Origin of the sequence: Marinifilum sp. RC60d5 (genome assembly GCF_052400665.1) — a bacterium.
Lineage (GTDB): Bacteria > Bacteroidota > Bacteroidia > Bacteroidales > Marinifilaceae > JBQTGK01.
Genome location: NZ_JBQTGK010000003.1, coordinates 13,921 through 30,621 on the forward strand (window position 1 = coordinate 13,921; position 16,701 = coordinate 30,621).

Annotated in this window: 14 protein-coding genes; 7 read left to right on the forward strand and 7 right to left on the reverse strand. The window is 33.6% G+C overall.

Translation table 11 applies throughout. The features are described 5' to 3' along the window. Nucleotides 1-95: 95 nt before the first annotated feature. Nucleotides 96-3,074, reverse strand: coding sequence for a tetratricopeptide repeat protein (locus ACT3CE_RS07690; protein WP_444709186.1), 2,979 nt, complete (start codon nt 3,072-3,074; stop codon nt 96-98). 397 nt (nt 3,075-3,471) lie between these two features. On the opposite strand from ACT3CE_RS07690, the gene argS reads away from it, so the two are divergent. The 3 genes from argS to ACT3CE_RS07705 all read left to right on the forward strand — a co-directional run bounded on the left by argS (nt 3,472) and on the right by ACT3CE_RS07705 (nt 7,832). Beyond that, complete coding sequence (argS, locus tag ACT3CE_RS07695; RefSeq protein ID WP_444709187.1) at nt 3,472-5,265, forward strand: arginine--tRNA ligase; 1,794 nt, start codon at nt 3,472-3,474, stop codon at nt 5,263-5,265. 284 nt (nt 5,266-5,549) lie between these two features. Next, a complete protein-coding gene (gene ffh / locus ACT3CE_RS07700; protein WP_444709188.1) occupies nt 5,550-6,881 on the forward strand; it encodes a signal recognition particle protein in 1,332 nt (443 codons plus the stop codon). Between the two features lie 69 nt (nt 6,882-6,950). Continuing rightward, on the forward strand, nt 6,951-7,832 hold the full coding sequence (locus tag ACT3CE_RS07705; RefSeq protein WP_444709189.1) for a bifunctional 5,10-methylenetetrahydrofolate dehydrogenase/5,10-methenyltetrahydrofolate cyclohydrolase: 882 nt from the start codon (nt 6,951-6,953) through the stop codon (nt 7,830-7,832). A 187-nt stretch (nt 7,833-8,019) separates the two neighbouring features. Here ACT3CE_RS07705 and ACT3CE_RS07710 read toward each other — a convergent pair whose 3' ends face one another. Further along, nucleotides 8,020-8,538: a hypothetical protein gene (locus ACT3CE_RS07710; RefSeq protein WP_444709190.1), complete on the reverse strand. Its 519-nt coding sequence runs from the start codon at nt 8,536-8,538 to the stop codon at nt 8,020-8,022. Nucleotides 8,539-8,577: 39 nt separating this feature from the next. Here ACT3CE_RS07710 and ACT3CE_RS07715 point away from each other — a divergent pair, with 39 nt between their 5' ends. Both ACT3CE_RS07715 and ACT3CE_RS07720 read left to right on the forward strand, forming a co-directional pair. Beyond that, nucleotides 8,578-8,943 (forward strand): hypothetical protein, encoded by a 366-nt coding sequence (locus tag ACT3CE_RS07715; protein WP_444709191.1) that lies wholly within the window; start codon nt 8,578-8,580, stop codon nt 8,941-8,943. A 73-nt stretch (nt 8,944-9,016) separates the two neighbouring features. Next, nucleotides 9,017-9,442, forward strand: coding sequence for a BLUF domain-containing protein (locus ACT3CE_RS07720; RefSeq protein WP_444709192.1), 426 nt, complete (start codon nt 9,017-9,019; stop codon nt 9,440-9,442). Between the two features lie 3 nt (nt 9,443-9,445). On the opposite strand, the gene ACT3CE_RS07725 is transcribed toward ACT3CE_RS07720, so the two are convergent. From ACT3CE_RS07725 to ACT3CE_RS07745, 5 genes are all read right to left on the reverse strand, one after another. Then, nucleotides 9,446-9,970 carry a CIA30 family protein gene (locus ACT3CE_RS07725; protein WP_444709193.1) on the reverse strand — a complete coding sequence of 175 codons (525 nt, stop codon included), beginning with the start codon at nt 9,968-9,970 and terminating at the stop codon, nt 9,446-9,448. A gap of 49 nt (nt 9,971-10,019) precedes the next feature. After that, a complete protein-coding gene (locus ACT3CE_RS07730; protein WP_444709194.1) occupies nt 10,020-10,898 on the reverse strand; it encodes a DMT family transporter in 879 nt (292 codons plus the stop codon). 162 nt (nt 10,899-11,060) lie between these two features. Continuing rightward, on the reverse strand, nt 11,061-11,510 hold the full coding sequence (locus ACT3CE_RS07735; RefSeq protein ID WP_444709195.1) for a KTSC domain-containing protein: 450 nt from the start codon (nt 11,508-11,510) through the stop codon (nt 11,061-11,063). 273 nt (nt 11,511-11,783) lie between these two features. Continuing rightward, complete coding sequence (locus ACT3CE_RS07740) at nt 11,784-12,854, reverse strand: L-rhamnose/proton symporter RhaT (protein ID WP_444709196.1); 1,071 nt, start codon at nt 12,852-12,854, stop codon at nt 11,784-11,786. A gap of 77 nt (nt 12,855-12,931) precedes the next feature. Then, a complete protein-coding gene (locus tag ACT3CE_RS07745) occupies nt 12,932-13,966 on the reverse strand; it encodes a uroporphyrinogen decarboxylase family protein (RefSeq protein ID WP_444709197.1) in 1,035 nt (344 codons plus the stop codon). A 155-nt stretch (nt 13,967-14,121) separates the two neighbouring features. Between ACT3CE_RS07745 and ACT3CE_RS07750 the strand changes: the two genes are divergently transcribed. Continuing rightward, nucleotides 14,122-14,988: a helix-turn-helix transcriptional regulator gene (locus tag ACT3CE_RS07750; RefSeq protein ID WP_444709198.1), complete on the forward strand. Its 867-nt coding sequence runs from the start codon at nt 14,122-14,124 to the stop codon at nt 14,986-14,988. 220 nt (nt 14,989-15,208) lie between these two features. After that, the gene (locus tag ACT3CE_RS07755; RefSeq protein WP_444709199.1) at nt 15,209-16,687 is read left to right on the forward strand and encodes a sulfatase family protein; all 1,479 of its coding nucleotides are present in this window, start codon (nt 15,209-15,211) and stop codon (nt 16,685-16,687) included. Nucleotides 16,688-16,701 lie beyond the last annotated feature (14 nt).

Consider the following 16,701-nt stretch of genomic DNA (forward strand, 5'->3'; position numbering starts at 1 on the left):
AGATAATTTAGAAGTTTTACTTTTGGGGAGATGTAAAAAATGGTGCTGATATTTAGACAATACCATCAGTCTAATTTTTAATTTAGCCAATAGAATTAGCTCATATTTTTAGATATTATTGATAATAATTCATCTTCGGTATAGGGTTTTGAAATAAATGCATCGCAGCCGGCTTCGTGTATTTTAACATTTTCATCTTTAAAGGTATAGGCCGATTGGGCAACAATAGGTACGCTTGGGTCTTGTTTTTTTATTTGAACAGTTGCTTGATATCCATTGATTTTTGGTAGCTGAATATCCATTAAAACCAAATCATAATGACTGCCTTGGAATTTTTCAACAGTTTCGATGCCATCTTGCGACCAGGTTACATTTGCATTTACTTTTTTTAGGACTTCATTAATATAAAGAAAATTAGATTCTACATCCTCGGCAACTAATATATTTTTACCTGATAAATCCATTTTTTCTTTAGCTTGTTCCTTATGAGGTATTTTTAGAACATTTTGGTCATCTAAATTAAAATCAATAAAAAACTGACTTCCCTTATCAGATTCTGAATTAAACCATATTTTACCACCTAATAGTTCTACTAAATTTTTCGAAATGGTGAGTCCTAATCCGGTTCCTCCGTGTTGAATTGTATTGTTACTGGCCTGTCTAAATCTATCGTAAATTGTTGTTTGTTCTTCTTTAGGAATTCCTATACCTGTATCTTTGACAAAAAACCTGATGTTTTTATTGATAAGCTCAAAACCAAAATCTATTTGTCCCGATTCTGTAAATTTTAATGCATTTCGCAAAAGGTTGATTAAAATTTGTTTTAATCTAACTAAATCGGAATGCATAAAGATGTTCTTAACTCCCTTAGGGATAATGAGATTAATCTGAATTTTGTTTTTTCCAGCTTTAACTTTTTGTTCGTCGAAAATTTGTTTTAGTTCTTCAAAAATAGGAATAAGAGAAAAATTAGATTTTTTTATTTTAATCTGATTTGATTCCAGCATCGAAATATCAATAATATCATTCACAAGAGTAAGTAAAATGTGCCCATTATCAGTAATAATATTGGTATAGTATTTATGTTTTTCTTTTGAATTTGTCATTGCCATTAATTTCGAGAAACCGATAATAGCATTCATCGGAGTTCTAATTTCGTGCGACATGTTTGCAAGAAAAGATGTCTTCAATCGATCAGCTTGTTCTGCTTTATCTTTGGCCTTTAGTAATTCTAAGGTTCGAATTTTTACTAAACTCTCAAGGTTGTGTTGGTGATCTTCGATTAGGGCTTCTGCTTTTTTTCGTTCTTCTATTTCGAGATTGAGTCTTTTGTTAGATTTTTTTACACTGTGATAAAAATATACAAGAATACTAGTAAAAATAATAATTAAGCCAATAATGCTAATTAAAAAGTTGTTGTTAAGTTTTTCTTTCTTTAGTTTTTCTTCCTTAATAGATTGTTCTTTAGCGTGCATGTGAACCAGGTTTTCTCTTTTTTCCTTTTCATTTTGCATTTGAATCCAGCCAATTCTGTTTTCCGATTGTGCATTATAAAGTTGGTTATAAAGATCAACGTAGTTTTTATAATAGTTTAAGGATTTTTTATAGTTATTTAGACTAGCATAAATATCAGAAAGGTTTCTGTTATTTTCGGCCATTAAAGTTCTTCTGTTAATTTTTGTAGCAAGATCTAGACTTGCATTTAAGTAATAAATAGCTTTTGAAGTATCAGCTTTGGCCAGATATAAAGCAGCCAAATTATTGTAGACAGAACCTATGCCTCCAGTATATTTAATCTTTTTGTTAATATTTGCCGACCTGTTAAACAGTTCTTCGGATTGTGGTAAATTTCCTTTGTTTAAATAAATTAATCCCATATTTGTGTAACAAGCGGCTATGCCTTTTAAATTTTTAATCGACTTTTGAATTTTTAGCGACTTCTTATATTGAATTAAGGCTAGAGAATCTTGATTTTCACTTAAATACGTATTTCCAGATCTGCGATAAACTTCAGCAGTACCTTTTATAAAACCTATTTCCTGATATATTTTTATTGCTTTATCGTAATTTTCCTTGGCAAAACTGTAATCGTTCAAAGATTTTAGTATTCTGCCTATATTTTCGTAGCATTTGGCAATATTTTTTTTTGAACCTATTTTTTGAAAGATTCGAAGTGCTTTGTGTTGATATTCAATTGCTTTGTCGTTTTGATCCATGGAAAGAAAAACTTCGCCGATACCCATATATGAAGAGGCTTTCCCGTGCTTGGAATCGAGCTCTTTGCATAACTCTATTGCCTTATTGAATGAGTGAATGGCAGAGTTTCTATTTCCTAAATTGTTTTGAACATATCCCAATTGAATTAAGCTATAAGCAATATTCTTTTGTAGTTTATGTTTTTTTCCTAATTCAAGAGCCTCATCAAAATATGTTTTTGCCAAATTAATATTGTTTGTTTCCAGATATGCTTTTCCTAAAGCATTTAAAGTGTAACAAATACCAGAGATATTATTGTTCTTTTTGTTGATATTGAGACTTTTACGATATAGCGACAATGCTTCGGGGTAATGACAGGTTTCGAATTTTATATTTCCCAAAGCATTATAACTATAAGCATAATTTAAACTATCCTTTATTTTTATTTTAAGATTAAGGCTTTTATGATACAGACTGTCTGCTTTGGGGTAATTGCAACGTAGAAAGTTTAATTCCGCAAAATATCCGTAAAGAAAACTAATATGGCTGGTATCTTTTAAATTTTCCCAATAGCTAAGAGATGTTTCAAAGCATTTTTGAGCTTTTGACATATTCCCCTGATATAAATAAATACGTCCCATAAGTTCTGTTACCGATGCATATTGATCCATTTGTTCAAAAGCAAGCGATTTTTCAGCAACTAAATTAGCTATATGCATAGCTTTAGGATCATTTTTATAATAATATGATTCGGCAAGAGAATAAAGTTGACTTAAATTATCGGGAGTTATATTTTTAGGAATTGTTTCAGTTCTTGTGTTTGCAAACAAATTGCAAGAAAAAAAAGTAAGGGCAAGAATTATTATAAAGTTCTTCATTCTAAATGAGGCCAGTTGAATGTTTCAATTCGATTTAATAAAAAAACTAGTATCGTTAAAGATTAAATACTTAATAAAGTTGAAATAAGTTACTCCTAAAATATTATTAACATACAGTTTTTTAAAAACTTATCTACAAAGATAATTAATGTCAACTAATTGAAAGGATAAAAGGACTTGATTTTTGAGAGATTGGATAAAGCTGAGTGTGAATGACTTTTTTTAATTTATGGATAGCAATTCATTATATTCCTATTATCTTTGCAAATTCAGATTAGGAGACTTAATTTTTATAAAATTTTAGCATAGCCTAATGGTAAGTAGCTAGTAATTCATGAGAATCATAAATACTCTTAAAATTAGAATTTAAGTAGAATTCGAAATATAGAATTTCCAAATGAGCATCGAAAGTTTAATTAAAGGTAAAGTTATTGAAGCCGTAAAAAACTGTTACGGTCAGGATATTGAGGAGAAAACAGTTCAAATTCAGAAAACAAGACGAGAATTTGAAGGAGATTTAACAGTTGTTGTGTTTCCATTTTTGCGTTTTTCTAAAAAATCACCAGAAGAAACAGCTAATGATCTTGGTCAATTTTTAACAGAAAATATTGAGGCCGTATCGGCATTTAATGTTGTAAAAGGTTTTCTTAACCTAGTGATCGATAGTTCATATTGGATTTCTGTTTTAAATTCTGCGGTTAAAACAGAAAATTATGGATTTACGCCCTTAAAAGAAGGAGCTAAAAAAGTAATGATTGAGTACTCTTCTCCAAATACAAATAAACCGCTACACCTGGGACACATTCGTAACAACCTCTTAGGTTATTCAGTAGCTCAAATTTTAAAAGCCAACGGATTCGAAGTAATTAAAGTTAATTTGGTAAACGATCGTGGAATCCATATTTGTAAGTCGATGTTGGCTTGGTTAAGATTTGGAGAGGGAGAAACTCCTGAATCAACAGGAATGAAAGGAGATCACTTAGTCGGAAAATACTACGTAAAATTCGATCAGGAATATAAAAAAGAAATTGAAGCTTTAATAGCCAAAGGTATGGAGGCCGACGAAGCGAAAAAACAAGCTCCTTTATTATTGGAAGCACAAGATATGTTGCGCAAATGGGAGGCAGGAGATGAAGAAACTGTTTCATTATGGCGTAAGATGAACGATTGGGTTTTAGCCGGATTCGATATCACATACAAGAAAATGGGTGTAGATTTCGATAAGGTTTACTTCGAATCAAATACCTACAAACAAGGAAAAGCAATTGTAGAGAAAGGATTGTCTGATGGAATATTGTACCAAAAAGATACAGGTTCTGTTTGGGCAAATCTGGAAGCTGACGGATTGGATCATAAATTATTGCTTCGCGACGATGGAACCTCAGTTTATATGACTCAGGATATTGGAACTGCATACGAGCGTTTCGATGAATTCAATATCGACGAACATATTTACGTGGTAGGTAACGAGCAAAATTATCATTTTCAGGTCTTGTCATTAATCATGGGTAAGCTTGGTTATGAGTGGCACGATAAAATTCAGCACCTTTCCTATGGAATGGTAGAATTGCCCGAAGGGAAAATGAAATCGAGAGAAGGAACAGTGGTTGATGCCGACGATTTAATGGACGAAATGGTAAATACTGCCAGAGATACTTCAAAAGAATTAGGAAAACTACAAGGTTATTCGGAGGAAGAGGCTGAGGATGTTTATAATAAGGTTGCCATGGGTGCTTTAAAATATTTTATACTTAAAGTCGATCCTAAGAAAAATATGATGTTTAATCCGAAAGAATCTATCGATTTTAACGGAAATACAGGCCCATTTATTCAGTATACTTATGCCAGAATTCAATCGGTATTGAAAAAGGCTATTGATTCGGGAATTGAATTGCCTGATGCGGCAGTTGCAAATCTTGATATTTCAGAAAAAGAATCTATTCTGATTCAAATGGTAGCAAATTATCCTGTAATTATTAAAGAAGCAGGTAATGAGACTAGCCCTGCGCAAATTGCTAATTTTGTTTACGATCTTGTAAAGGAATACAATCAATTTTATCACGATTTTCCAATTGCAAAAGAAGAAAATACTGATTTAAGAGCATTCCGTATGGTGCTTTCAAAACAAATTGGTGAGATCATTAAATCGGGTATGAGCTTGATGGGAATCGGTGTTCCTGAAAGAATGTAAAATTCAGATTATATGATATTGTAAAGGCAGATTTCCATTTCGGAGATTTGCCTTTTTTGATTTAAACGTTTTGTTGTTAGCCGTAATATTTAACTCTTAAAAATTAAAAATCAGTAGAATTTAATATCTCAAAGTTTGAATATTAGATCTTAAATTTATGATTTTAGATCTCCGACTCAATTTTTTTCAATTTAGTTTACATTTTTATTGACATTTCTGTCTGATTCACTTTTGCTCTACACATATTTTTTTATTTTTGCAGTGAAATATAAATACGTAGAATAATGTTTGAAAATCTTAACGAAAGACTTGAGCGATCGTTCAAAATATTAAAGGGACAGGGGAAAATTACCGAAATCAATGTTGCAGAAACTTTGAAAGACGTAAGGCGTGCATTATTGGATGCCGATGTTAACTTTAAAATTGCCAAGTCGTTTACCAATACCGTAAAAGAAAAAGCATTAGGACAAAACGTACTTACTGCTCTTAAACCTAACCAGGTAATGGTGAAAATTGTTCACGATGAACTGGCTGAGTTAATGGGTGGAACTCAGGTTGATATCAATACAAAGGGGAAACCTGCTGTAATATTAATTGCCGGATTACAAGGGTCGGGTAAAACCACTTTCTCAGGAAAGTTAGCAAATCTGCTTAAAACGAAACGTTCACTAAATCCATTATTGGTAGCTTGTGATGTATATCGTCCTGCGGCTATCGATCAGTTGAAAGTATTAGGAGAGCAAATTAATGTTCCTGTTTACTCTGATGTTGACAATAAAAATCCGGTTAAGATTGCTAAAGCGGCTATAAAAGAAGCAAAAGCAAAAGGACACGATTTGGTAATTGTCGATACTGCTGGGCGTTTGGCTATTGATGAACAGATGATGAACGAGATCGAGGCGGTTAAAAAAGCCATCGATCCTAGCGAAACTCTTTTCGTGGTTGATTCTATGACTGGTCAGGATGCAGTAAACACAGCAAAAGAATTCAACGATCGTTTAAATTTCGACGGTGTTGTTTTAACCAAATTAGATGGTGATACACGAGGTGGTGCGGCTTTATCTATTCGTTCGGTTGTTGATAAACCAATTAAATTTGTAGGTACAGGCGAAAAAATGGAAGCTCTTGATGTTTTCCATCCCGATCGTATGGCCGATCGAATTTTAGGTATGGGTGATATCGTTTCTCTTGTAGAGCGTGCTCAGGAACAATTCGATGAAGAAGAAGCTAAAAAGCTTCAGAAAAAAATTGCTAAAAATCAGTTTAACTTTAACGATTTCTTGTCTCAGATTTCTCAGATTAAGAAAATGGGTAACCTGAAAGATCTGGCTTCCATGATTCCGGGAGTAGGAAAGGCTTTAAAGAATATCGATATTGACGATGATGCATTTAAAGGCGTTGAAGCTATTATTTTTTCGATGACACCTGGAGAAAGAGAAGATCCGAAACTAATTAATGGTTCGCGAAGAAAAAGAATTGCCGATGGTAGCGGTTCTACAATTCAGGATGTAAACAGACTGATAAAACAGTTTGATGAGACCAGAAAACTTATGAAAATGATGTCTAAAGGCGGTAACATGTCCCGAATGATGGGGAATATGGGACGCAAAAGATAATAAATAGGAAATTTAAAATGCTTGATACTTTGTGTCAGGCATTTTTTATAACAAGAAACCTAAATAGCCATGGAATTAATCGACGGAAAAAAAATTTCGAACCAGGTGAAGCAAGAAATTGCTGCCGAAGTTGAACAGATAAAAAAAGCAGGAGGGAAAGCTCCTCATCTTGCTGCAATGATTGTTGGACACGACGGAGCTAGTGAAACCTACGTGGCTGCTAAGGTTAAGGCTTGTCATGCTGTAGGATTCGAATCTTCAGAGTTTCGGTTTGAGGATGATATTACCGAAGAGCAGTTATTGGCAGAAATCCGTAAAGTTAACGAGAATGATGATATTGATGGATTAATTGTTCAGCTGCCTTTACCTAAGCACATATCCGAAACTAAAGTGATAGAAACCATTCGTCCCGAAAAAGATGTTGATGGATTTCACCCAATGAATGTTGGTAAAATGGTTGCCAGCTTACCAACGTATTTGCCAGCTACTCCTGCAGGTATTGTAGAGTTGTTAAAGCGTTATAAAATTGAAACTTCTGGTAAAAATTGTGTAGTTATTGGTCGTAGTAACATTGTAGGTACTCCAATGAGTGTGCTGATGTCGCGAAAGGCTGCTTATGGCGATTGTACTGTAACTTTATGTCATAGTAGAACCAAGAATATTGGTGAAATTACACGTGAGGCCGATATTGTTATTGTTGCATTGGGAATGATGGAGTTTCTTACCGGAGACATGGTAAAAGAAGGAGCTGTAATTGTTGATGTTGGTATTCACCGTGTAAAATCCGATAAAACAAAATCGGGATGGAAACTAAAAGGTGATGTTAACTTCGATGAGGTTGCACCCAAAGCATCATTCATTACCCCTGTTCCCGGAGGAGTAGGACCAATGACAATTGTTTCATTACTTCAGAATACATTACTAGCTGCCAAAAAAGAAATTTATAGCTAGAAATAAGAATATAATATAAAAAAAAAGCAGGTTTCTAAATTTAGGAACTTGCTTTTTTTATGGTATTTATAATAAAGACGGCATTAATGCTGTCTTTAGCATGACCAAACAAACCTTCTTGGTAAAGATCGGGTATTGCCCGCATCTCATAAAATTTAGAGACTTAATTTCTGTCATTTTCTTTGTTCTACTTGCCATCTGCATCGTTCGTTCTGTTACCTGCGCCGTTCCACCTGCCAATGTTTCCCTCATTGTTAATAAATGTACGGTGAGACCTGTCAATTGTACCGTGAGACCTGCCAACTGTATCGAGAGACCTGCCAATTGTATCGAGAGACCTGCCATCTGTATCGAGAGACTTGTCAACTGCATCGAGAGACCTGCCATCTGCACGCTCATTGTTGATATCTGCATGCTCATTGTTAATAAGTGCAATGCATCTGGCAGGTAAGAGGTTGTATTTCTTAGGTATTACGATGCATTTAATGAGGATTAGGCTCACAGTGGTAGGTAGAAGTCCGCAAATTCTTACTTGGAGTGCATCAATAACAGAATTGATTTGACCGATGAGAATAAAGAGTCTGCCAATGGTAACTAAGAGTATTGCAATGTTGATGGTTAAGGAAATGTTTTGAAAAATAATTGGTGTAGAGGTATAGTACTGCTGCATCTGCACAAATGGCAGTGACTGGATTTTGAAAATCATTTCTCTCTGATTAGATTTGTGCAACTCAAAACTATAATCATGGCACAGGATTTTAAGGAATTAGTCGAATTTTATCACGCAAAGAAAATTGAAGGAATGGATTTCTCTCAAATTAGAAAAGAGATGAGTGAGAAAGGTATAGAAGAAGGTCTCATTAAAAATGTTGTAAGAGAAATCGACAATAAAATCTTGTCTGGAGATGTAAAAAAGGCAAAAAACATAAAAGCAAAAGAATTGCGATTAATTGGTTGGTTGTTAATGATTATTGGAGGGGGAATTACGCTTGCATCCTATTTTCAATGGCTGAATATTAAAGGTTATTATATTGTTTCTTACGGCCCGGTTATAGCCGGATATTTAATGATTCTTGCAGCAAGAAAAGTTCAGCGTAAAAAATTGCAATAAGTGTTTGGCTAAAAAAATTGAATAAATACTTATAGCTTCGTTTACTGATTATTTTGTTTGTAACTTTAGTTGTATGTCTAAGTTAATTCATATTGTATATGTAAGTTGTTCCAGAAAAAAACTTTCTGAAATCGAGCTTGATGATATATTAAGTGAAATACGACCTAAAAACCGCAAGAATAATATTACAGGTTTACTTTTGTATAACGACGAAATTTTTATTCAGGTTTTAGAAGGCAAATCTGAGATCATAAACAATTTGTATGAGCGATTAAAAAAAGATGATCGCCATGTTAATGTTGTTACAATTTTAAAAGAGAATATCAAACAAAGATCATTTCCTGATTGGAGTATGGGATATCATAAGTTAAGTAAGGAAGAATCGGAAAAATTATCTGGTTATTCAAATTTAATGTCGGCGAATGATTTTAAAGAAAGTTTAAAGAAAAGTTCTGCCGCAGTAGTAGAGCTAATTGATAAGTTTATGATGTACACCTGAATTTTATTTTAAAGCAATCCACATAATTTCCAGTTTAAATTTTTCTGTTTTTTTATTGCCTATTAAAAAAGCAATTTCTGATAATTGCTCAGAATTAAAATTTGGGTAATTTAATTTTTGTCCACGAAAACTGGCCTGAAATTTTTCAAATGGAATTTCTATAATTTGCCACTTGTCATTTGTGTAAAAATTGTGTACGAAAGAATAGTATTGTGAGTTTTCTGATTTTAATCTTAATTGATATTTTTTTGAGTCGCCTTTCACTTTTAATACAATAGTGGAGTATTGATTTATGTTTAAGGGCTGAAATACATTTTTAACCATTGCAAAGCCTCCATTGTTTTCTATGGAAACAGTCCCTTGAAATACAGCGCAATTATTTTGGTTTATATAAATCCCAGAATCGGACTTTCCACCCATTACATCATCATTTACAATAAACCAATTCGATAAATTGTTATCGTTGGTAAAGTCTGCTATTATTTTGGTGGTTGTAAGTATCTGTACAAGTATTAAAATATTTATCATGTACAGTAAACAGTTTATTTTTAAAAATGTTCGGGCAAAGTAATGTTTTTTACATTTTACGATTTATTGATAAACCATTTATCCGGAGTATGCCCAGGCAGGCAATTACAACAAGCGAGGAGCCAATAATTTCCTGAAAGCTAAAAAACTCATTAAAAACAAAAACTCCTATAATTACATTAACAATAGGGATAAGCATGTGAAATGGCGATCCTGTTGCTATGGAAACATGACGATAGCCTTCTGTGTTAAGAAGCTGAGCAAATGCTGAGGCAATACCAATAAAAATTAAAACATAACTGCTTGTTACTGGTCCTGTGAGTTCTGGAAGGTTGGCTGGGATTAAAAATATCCAAAATCCAACAATGGCCTGAGCAAAAAATATGGCGTACGAATTATCGGTGCCATGTAATTTTTTAACTATAAGTATCGAAACAGCAGTTGTAAAGGCACTTAAAATGGCTAAAAAATCGTACCAGCCAAAATCCCAGTTTTTTCCTGTATTTGTAAACTGAAAGGAGACCAAAATAATGCCAATAAATGCTAAAAGCATCATAAGCCATTTTGAGCTGCTTATTTTCTCCTTAAGAATTATGGCACTTAGTAAAGAGGCAAATAGAGGATAAGAATAGGAGTAAACCGATGCTTTTCCCATGCCAATTTTAACAATGGCTAAATAAAATAAAGCAACCGATGCTGTGCCTGTAATTCCGCGAAGTAAAAGTAAAGGGCTGCGAACAAATTTAAGGTCTATTTTTCGCATCATTGCTAGTATTCCAATAATGCCTACTCCAATGGCAAAGCGCACAAAAACAGTAATGTATGTACTTACATGAGACATGCTTCGAACCAAGCCAGCCATAAGTCCAAAGGCAATAACCGATAATACCATCAGGAAAATACCATAAGAGCTTCCTTCCCTTTTCATTTGATAATCTTATTATTTAATTATGCTGACAAAGGTAGGAGCTTTTATTTCGAAAAAAGGGAAAAAGAAGAAAAATAATCAGAAATAATTTGTCATAATTAAGAGGTTTTGCTTGTTATTTCATTAGCAGGATAATTGCTGAAATAACAAGCAATTATTGTATTAGGCTGCTTGTGCATCCTTTTTCGATTTTCGGTAAAGATAAGAATTGAAAATACTTCTCTTGGCAAAGCGGTACTGTTTGTCTGAATTTATAAACTTATTGAATACATTTTTTGGAACCCCAAAGTATTCGTAAGTAGTACCATCTAAAAACGAAATTTCTAATAGTAAACCTTTGTGTTTGTAATCGGCAATACCCGATTCGCTAGTGGTGGTTTTATATTCTTCTAAATTTGCGGCAATGGTTTCTGGAGCAATACTTACTAAAAAATGGTAGGCATCTATAATTTCCCGACTTTTTAATTCTGCTTCTGCAAATTTTTCATCATCATTTTGAAATTTATCCGGATGCCATTCTTTTACCAATTTTCTATAAATGGATTTTAATTTTTTAAGATCAGTATCCTGATCTACATTAAATAATTTCTTGTAGGCGTTTACTCGCTTCATAAATGTTTCTTTCTAAATTTCCTGATAAATAAATGTTTGCTAAGCCATAGAAGTGGAATTACTTCAGAATTTTTTAGCAGCGACAAAGCTATGCATTTTTAAGATTGGAATTAGGGGAATTTTTTGTTTTCTTATTTTTAAGCGAATCTGTTTGATTATTGGCTTATTAAAGCGGAGTGTATTGCCTGTATTTAATGTTTAAACAAAAAAAATGAGCTAAAGTGCAAGAGAATTGCAGGCTTTAGCTCAATATTTTTATATTAAAATTTAATGCTAATGTGTGCCGTTGGCTAATTCTCCTATATAACTACCGTAAGTCATTATAACAAATGAGGTAACTAAAACCAGTAAAGCAAATATTAAAGTGATATATGTTTTTCGATTCACATCTTTCCATTCTTTCATTAGTACGCCAATGATATAGCTGAAAAAGATCAGCATAGACATGTGCAGAACCCAGCTTGAGAATTGGAAAGACCCCATGCGCACGTGTCCTAATCCGTAAAAGAAAAATTGAACATACCATAAAGATCCAGCTAAAGCCGAAAGAGAGAAATTGCTTAGGTATCTTTTTGTTCCTGTTTGTTTAACTGAGATTAGTGTTTTTATTGAGCCATTTTTAAATGTTACAAAGCCAAACCATATAAGATTGGTAAGTAAACATCCCAGGGAGGATACAATTAGTTTAGCATTACCCTCAAAATTTCCAGCTCCATGTTCTGCGGCAATATCAGAAATAGGTTGTCCAACTTCTAATGATACACCCCATATTGCAGATAAAGAACCAGCGATTAGTACCAATATTAGTCCTTTTTTCATATTGAAGCTATTTCCTTTATCCTTTGCTTTTGAAGATAAAAACTTCTCTTTTAAGAAACCTGCTCTTCCGCAAAGTGCAACACCAAAAATGGATGCAATCATTCCTATAAGTACAGTGTCACCACCAATTTTAGTGAATTGTTCGATTAGCTGGCCTTTTAAGATTAAAGGAATTATTGTGCCTAAAACGGCAGATATTCCAATGGATATGGTGTAGGTTAGTGAATAGCCTATATTTCGGATTGCATAACCAAAAGATAGTCCTCCAAAACCATAAACAGCTCCTAATAATAGGGCGGGCCAAAATACCGATGCAGGTGCTTTTGCTAGGACTGTGAATAAATCTGGAACGGTAAAAAATCCTATTAGTAAAGGCATTATAAGCCATGCGAAAAGTGCCTGTACGATCCAAAAAATTTCCCAGGTCCAGTTTTTGACCTTTTCGAATGGCATGTAACAACTGGCAGCAGAAATACCACCTATCGCATGTAAGCCAGTTCCAAATATAGGGTTGGGTGTTATCATGATTTGATATTTGAGTTTTTAATGTGATTTTTCAAAAGTATTGTTTGTTATACTATTGAGCAGAGAACAATAATAAATTATTTTTTCACGGCTTCAAATAGAGCCTCTATATTTGCCGGCGCAATATCGGGTAAAATAGCCTCGTGGCTAGGAGATATTATCAGTCCGGTAGGGAAAAGTTTTTTTAATTCCTGTACTCGGGTGCTTATTTGTTCTGGTGTACCATTTACAAGTAATTGCTGCGCGTCTACAGCTCCACAAAATGCTTTAGAATTAAATTCTTCGCTCAAATGTTCTGCGCTCATGTCAGTAGCCAAAGCTTGTATTGGGTGAACAATATCTACACCCATATCATATAAATCTTCAATAATTGGAAAGATCGATCCACAAGAGTGATGCATAACGGTTAATCCATAGCTTTTAGCTTGATCGACTAGTTTTTTTGTTCCGGGAAATACATATTCTCGCAACATAAATGGATCAACCATTAAAGCAGTCTGACTTCCAAAATCGTTGCCAATTAAAACACCATCGAGCTTACCTTTGGTTGCTTCATAAAATCGTCCGTTTAGGTCAAGGTAAAAATCAGTAATACGATCTATTACAGCTTTAAACATTTCTGGGTACATCATCATGGTTATTAAGGCATCTTCCATTCCAAAAGCAGAACAAGCATCTTGAAAATGAGCCGACCACATTATACCCATTTTAAAATAATCATCAGGAGCATCGTTTACAAGCTCTTGCGATTTTTTAAGATCCAGAAATTCTTTGGGATTTGGCCAGGGAAATTCTTTTACCATTTCTGGATCTGTCATTCCTTCGAAAAATCCAGGAGCCGTTAATGTTCGTTCATCCTGCGATCCATTTGGTGTATCTTCTTTTGCAAAACTTAAGGCACAACCAACATCGTTAAAAGGTGCATTGTTATAGGGAACCAAAATTGGCCAGATATCATCATCGATACGTTTTTTAAGTTCATTGGTGTTTGATACTTTAAAATACTCGAAAAGAGAAGGAAGTGCAGGAGGTACTGGCAGACCTAACCAACTAGCAGGGTAATCAACTTCTTCTCTTCTTATGGTTGCAAATACTCGTTCTTTTGAATTCATTATTTATAGATTGTAAAAAAAGATTCTAATTTTATTGATATGATTTTTAGGTGTTTCAAAGGTAAGTGGCCGATTTTGTAAAATAGATATAAAATCGGTAATCATTTGTATATTTCCGGCATGTTTAGTTACTTGTAAATCTAATTTTGCTACATATGATATCACCCGGATTAATAGATGAAATTAAAGTTGAAATTTACAATACTGCGAAATGTACTCTTGGACAGGAGTGGAATTATGCCAATGTAATTAGTCCTTTTTCTAGAATCTACCTTATAACAAAAGGAGAAGGCTACGTTTTACCAAATAATAAGATGCAAAAGCTAAAGCCTGGATATTTGTATTTAGTTCCCAGTTATACCTTATGTGGATATCATTGTGTGGAGGAGTTGAGTCAGTATTATTTGCATTTTTCGCATCATCTACCTGATGGTTTGAAGATTTTCGATCAAACTTCTATGGCTAACGAAGTAAAGGCTTTGCCAATCGATTTTCATTTGTTCGAGAGACTGCTTGAAATTAATTCAACATTATCGTTAAAATATACCGATCCTAATATTTACGAAAAAGATAGTTGGACAAATAACAGGATGGAGCATCGAGCTAATCATATTCAATTGGAAACTGAGGGAATTATTAAGCAGTTATTTTCGCGGTTTATCAGAAATGACTCTTCTAAAACATTGCCATTGCAAAAGCAATCGTTCATTCAAAAATCGTTTAAATATATTTCTAATCACTTATACGAAGAAATTAGGATTGAAGCTTTGGCAAACCTTGCTTGTTGCTCAACCGACCATTATACCCGTAAATTTAAAAAAATTACAGGAATGAGACCTATGGAGTTCATCAATCAAAAGCGGATTGAAAAGGCACAGGAACTTTTAATTACTACGACTATGTCTCAAAAGAAAATTAGCGAAGAAACAGGTTTTAATAGTCAGCAGTATTATACCCGGATTTTCAAAAAAATTAGTGGCCGTTCGCCAGAGCAATATCGAAAAATGGGTGGATTGATTTAAGTAATTATGAGCAGAGATCAATAGAAAATTGCATTATGTACTAACAGATACTTCGCATGAATTTGTAAATACAAATTGAGGGGATTCTATGTGTATGTTTATAAAATTAATATTGTTGAAATATTATTTTCTGGAATAAGGGTAAATACTACTATAATATCTTGAACTATATCTGGAAATAAAAGCTGACATTAAAAAAAAACATAAATATTATAAACTTATGAAACAAGTTTTTATTAAACCTACTGTTTGGGTAATATTTGTTTTCCTATTAGGTATGTATTCCTGTAAAAAACAAAGTGCAAGTATTAATCAAACAACTATTCAGAAGCAAAAGCCCAATGTTATTTTGTTTGTGTCCGATGATCATGGAAAAGATGCTTTGGGTTGTTATGGAAATCCTATTATTCAAACACCAAATTTAGATAAATTGGCTGCTGAAGGAGTTCTTTTTAATAATGCATATTGTACAAGTGCAAGTTGTGCCGCTAGTCGTTCGGTTATTTTAACGGGATTGTATGGTCATGCAACAGGTTCTTATGGTCATGTTCACGATTATCATCACTTTAGTACCTTTAAAAATGTAAAATCCTTACCGGTACTTTTAGAAAGAGCTGGATATACTACTGCACGCATAGGAAAATATCATGTAGCACCCGAATCGGTTTATCATTTTCAAGAGGTGCTAAAAGCAGATCCTAGAAATACAGTAGAGATGGCCGAACAATGCGAAGGAATATTAAATTCAGAAAAACCCTTCTTTTTATATTTTTGCACCGACGATCCTCATCGAGGTGCTCCATTTAAACCTGAAAAATGGGATATGCCTAATAATTTTGGTAATAAGAAAGAGGGATATGCGGGTGTTAAAACTAAAGTTTATGATCCTGAAGATGTAATTGTGCCAGAATTTTTACCCGATACCAAACAGACCCGTGAAGAAATTGCGGAATATTATCAGAGTATATCCAGAATAGATCAGGGGTTTGGTAAATTAATGAAGATGCTGGAAGCAAGTGGGAAGATTGATAATACTGTTGTAATTTATATTTCGGATAATGGAATGGCTTTTCCTGGTGCTAAAACTACGGTATACGAACCGGGAATTCAATTGCCATGTATTATTAAAAATCCAAAATTATCGGTAAAAGGACTCGAAAATAATGCCATGATTTCCTGGGTTGACTTAACGCCGACAATTCTGGATATTGCAAGTGTAGATTATAAACCTGAACGTTTTCACGGACATTCGTTTAAGGATGTAATTGCAAATCCAAAAGCAGAAGGTTGGAATGAGATTTATGCATCGCATACCTTCCATGAAATTACCATGTATTATCCAATGCGCGTATGTCGTTCAGGTAAATATAAATTAATCTGGAATACGGCTTATCGTCTTGAATATCCTTTTGCTTCTGATTTATGGGCTTCTTCAACCTGGCAGGGAATTTACAGAAACCACAAAGAGTATTATGGAAGCAGAAAAGTTACAGATTATCTGTTTCGCGCAGAATTTGAATTGTATGATTTGTCTTCTGATCCTTGGGAAAGTAAAAATTTGGCAACAGATAAAAAGTATGATGAAATATTGGAAGGACTAAAATCAAAACTTAAAACTTATCAGCAAAAAACCAAAGATCCCTGGATTATAATGTGGGATCATGATAGCTCAATGCAAGGTTCAGGAGTTAATTTATAATCCGTATTTTGTAA

What these genes read in the sequence shown, in the direction of transcription:
- ACT3CE_RS07710 (WP_444709190.1), bottom strand. Translation starts at nt 8,538, where the DNA reads ATGATTTTCAAAATCCAGTCACTGCCATTTGTGCAGATGCAGCAGTAC.
- ACT3CE_RS07755 (WP_444709199.1), top strand. Translation starts at nt 15,209, where the DNA reads ATGAAACAAGTTTTTATTAAACCTACTGTTTGGGTAATATTTGTTTTC.
- ffh (WP_444709188.1), top strand. Translation starts at nt 5,550, where the DNA reads ATGTTTGAAAATCTTAACGAAAGACTTGAGCGATCGTTCAAAATATTA.
- ACT3CE_RS07730 (WP_444709194.1), bottom strand. Translation starts at nt 10,898, where the DNA reads ATGAAAAGGGAAGGAAGCTCTTATGGTATTTTCCTGATGGTATTATCG.
- ACT3CE_RS07690 (WP_444709186.1), bottom strand. Translation starts at nt 3,074, where the DNA reads ATGAAGAACTTTATAATAATTCTTGCCCTTACTTTTTTTTCTTGCAAT.
- ACT3CE_RS07745 (WP_444709197.1), bottom strand. Translation starts at nt 13,966, where the DNA reads ATGAATTCAAAAGAACGAGTATTTGCAACCATAAGAAGAGAAGAAGTT.
- ACT3CE_RS07705 (WP_444709189.1), top strand. Translation starts at nt 6,951, where the DNA reads ATGGAATTAATCGACGGAAAAAAAATTTCGAACCAGGTGAAGCAAGAA.
- ACT3CE_RS07750 (WP_444709198.1), top strand. Translation starts at nt 14,122, where the DNA reads ATGATATCACCCGGATTAATAGATGAAATTAAAGTTGAAATTTACAAT.
- ACT3CE_RS07720 (WP_444709192.1), top strand. Translation starts at nt 9,017, where the DNA reads ATGTCTAAGTTAATTCATATTGTATATGTAAGTTGTTCCAGAAAAAAA.
- ACT3CE_RS07725 (WP_444709193.1), bottom strand. Translation starts at nt 9,970, where the DNA reads ATGATAAATATTTTAATACTTGTACAGATACTTACAACCACCAAAATA.
- ACT3CE_RS07715 (WP_444709191.1), top strand. Translation starts at nt 8,578, where the DNA reads ATGGCACAGGATTTTAAGGAATTAGTCGAATTTTATCACGCAAAGAAA.
- ACT3CE_RS07740 (WP_444709196.1), bottom strand. Translation starts at nt 12,854, where the DNA reads ATGATAACACCCAACCCTATATTTGGAACTGGCTTACATGCGATAGGT.
- argS (WP_444709187.1), top strand. Translation starts at nt 3,472, where the DNA reads ATGAGCATCGAAAGTTTAATTAAAGGTAAAGTTATTGAAGCCGTAAAA.
- ACT3CE_RS07735 (WP_444709195.1), bottom strand. Translation starts at nt 11,510, where the DNA reads ATGAAGCGAGTAAACGCCTACAAGAAATTATTTAATGTAGATCAGGAT.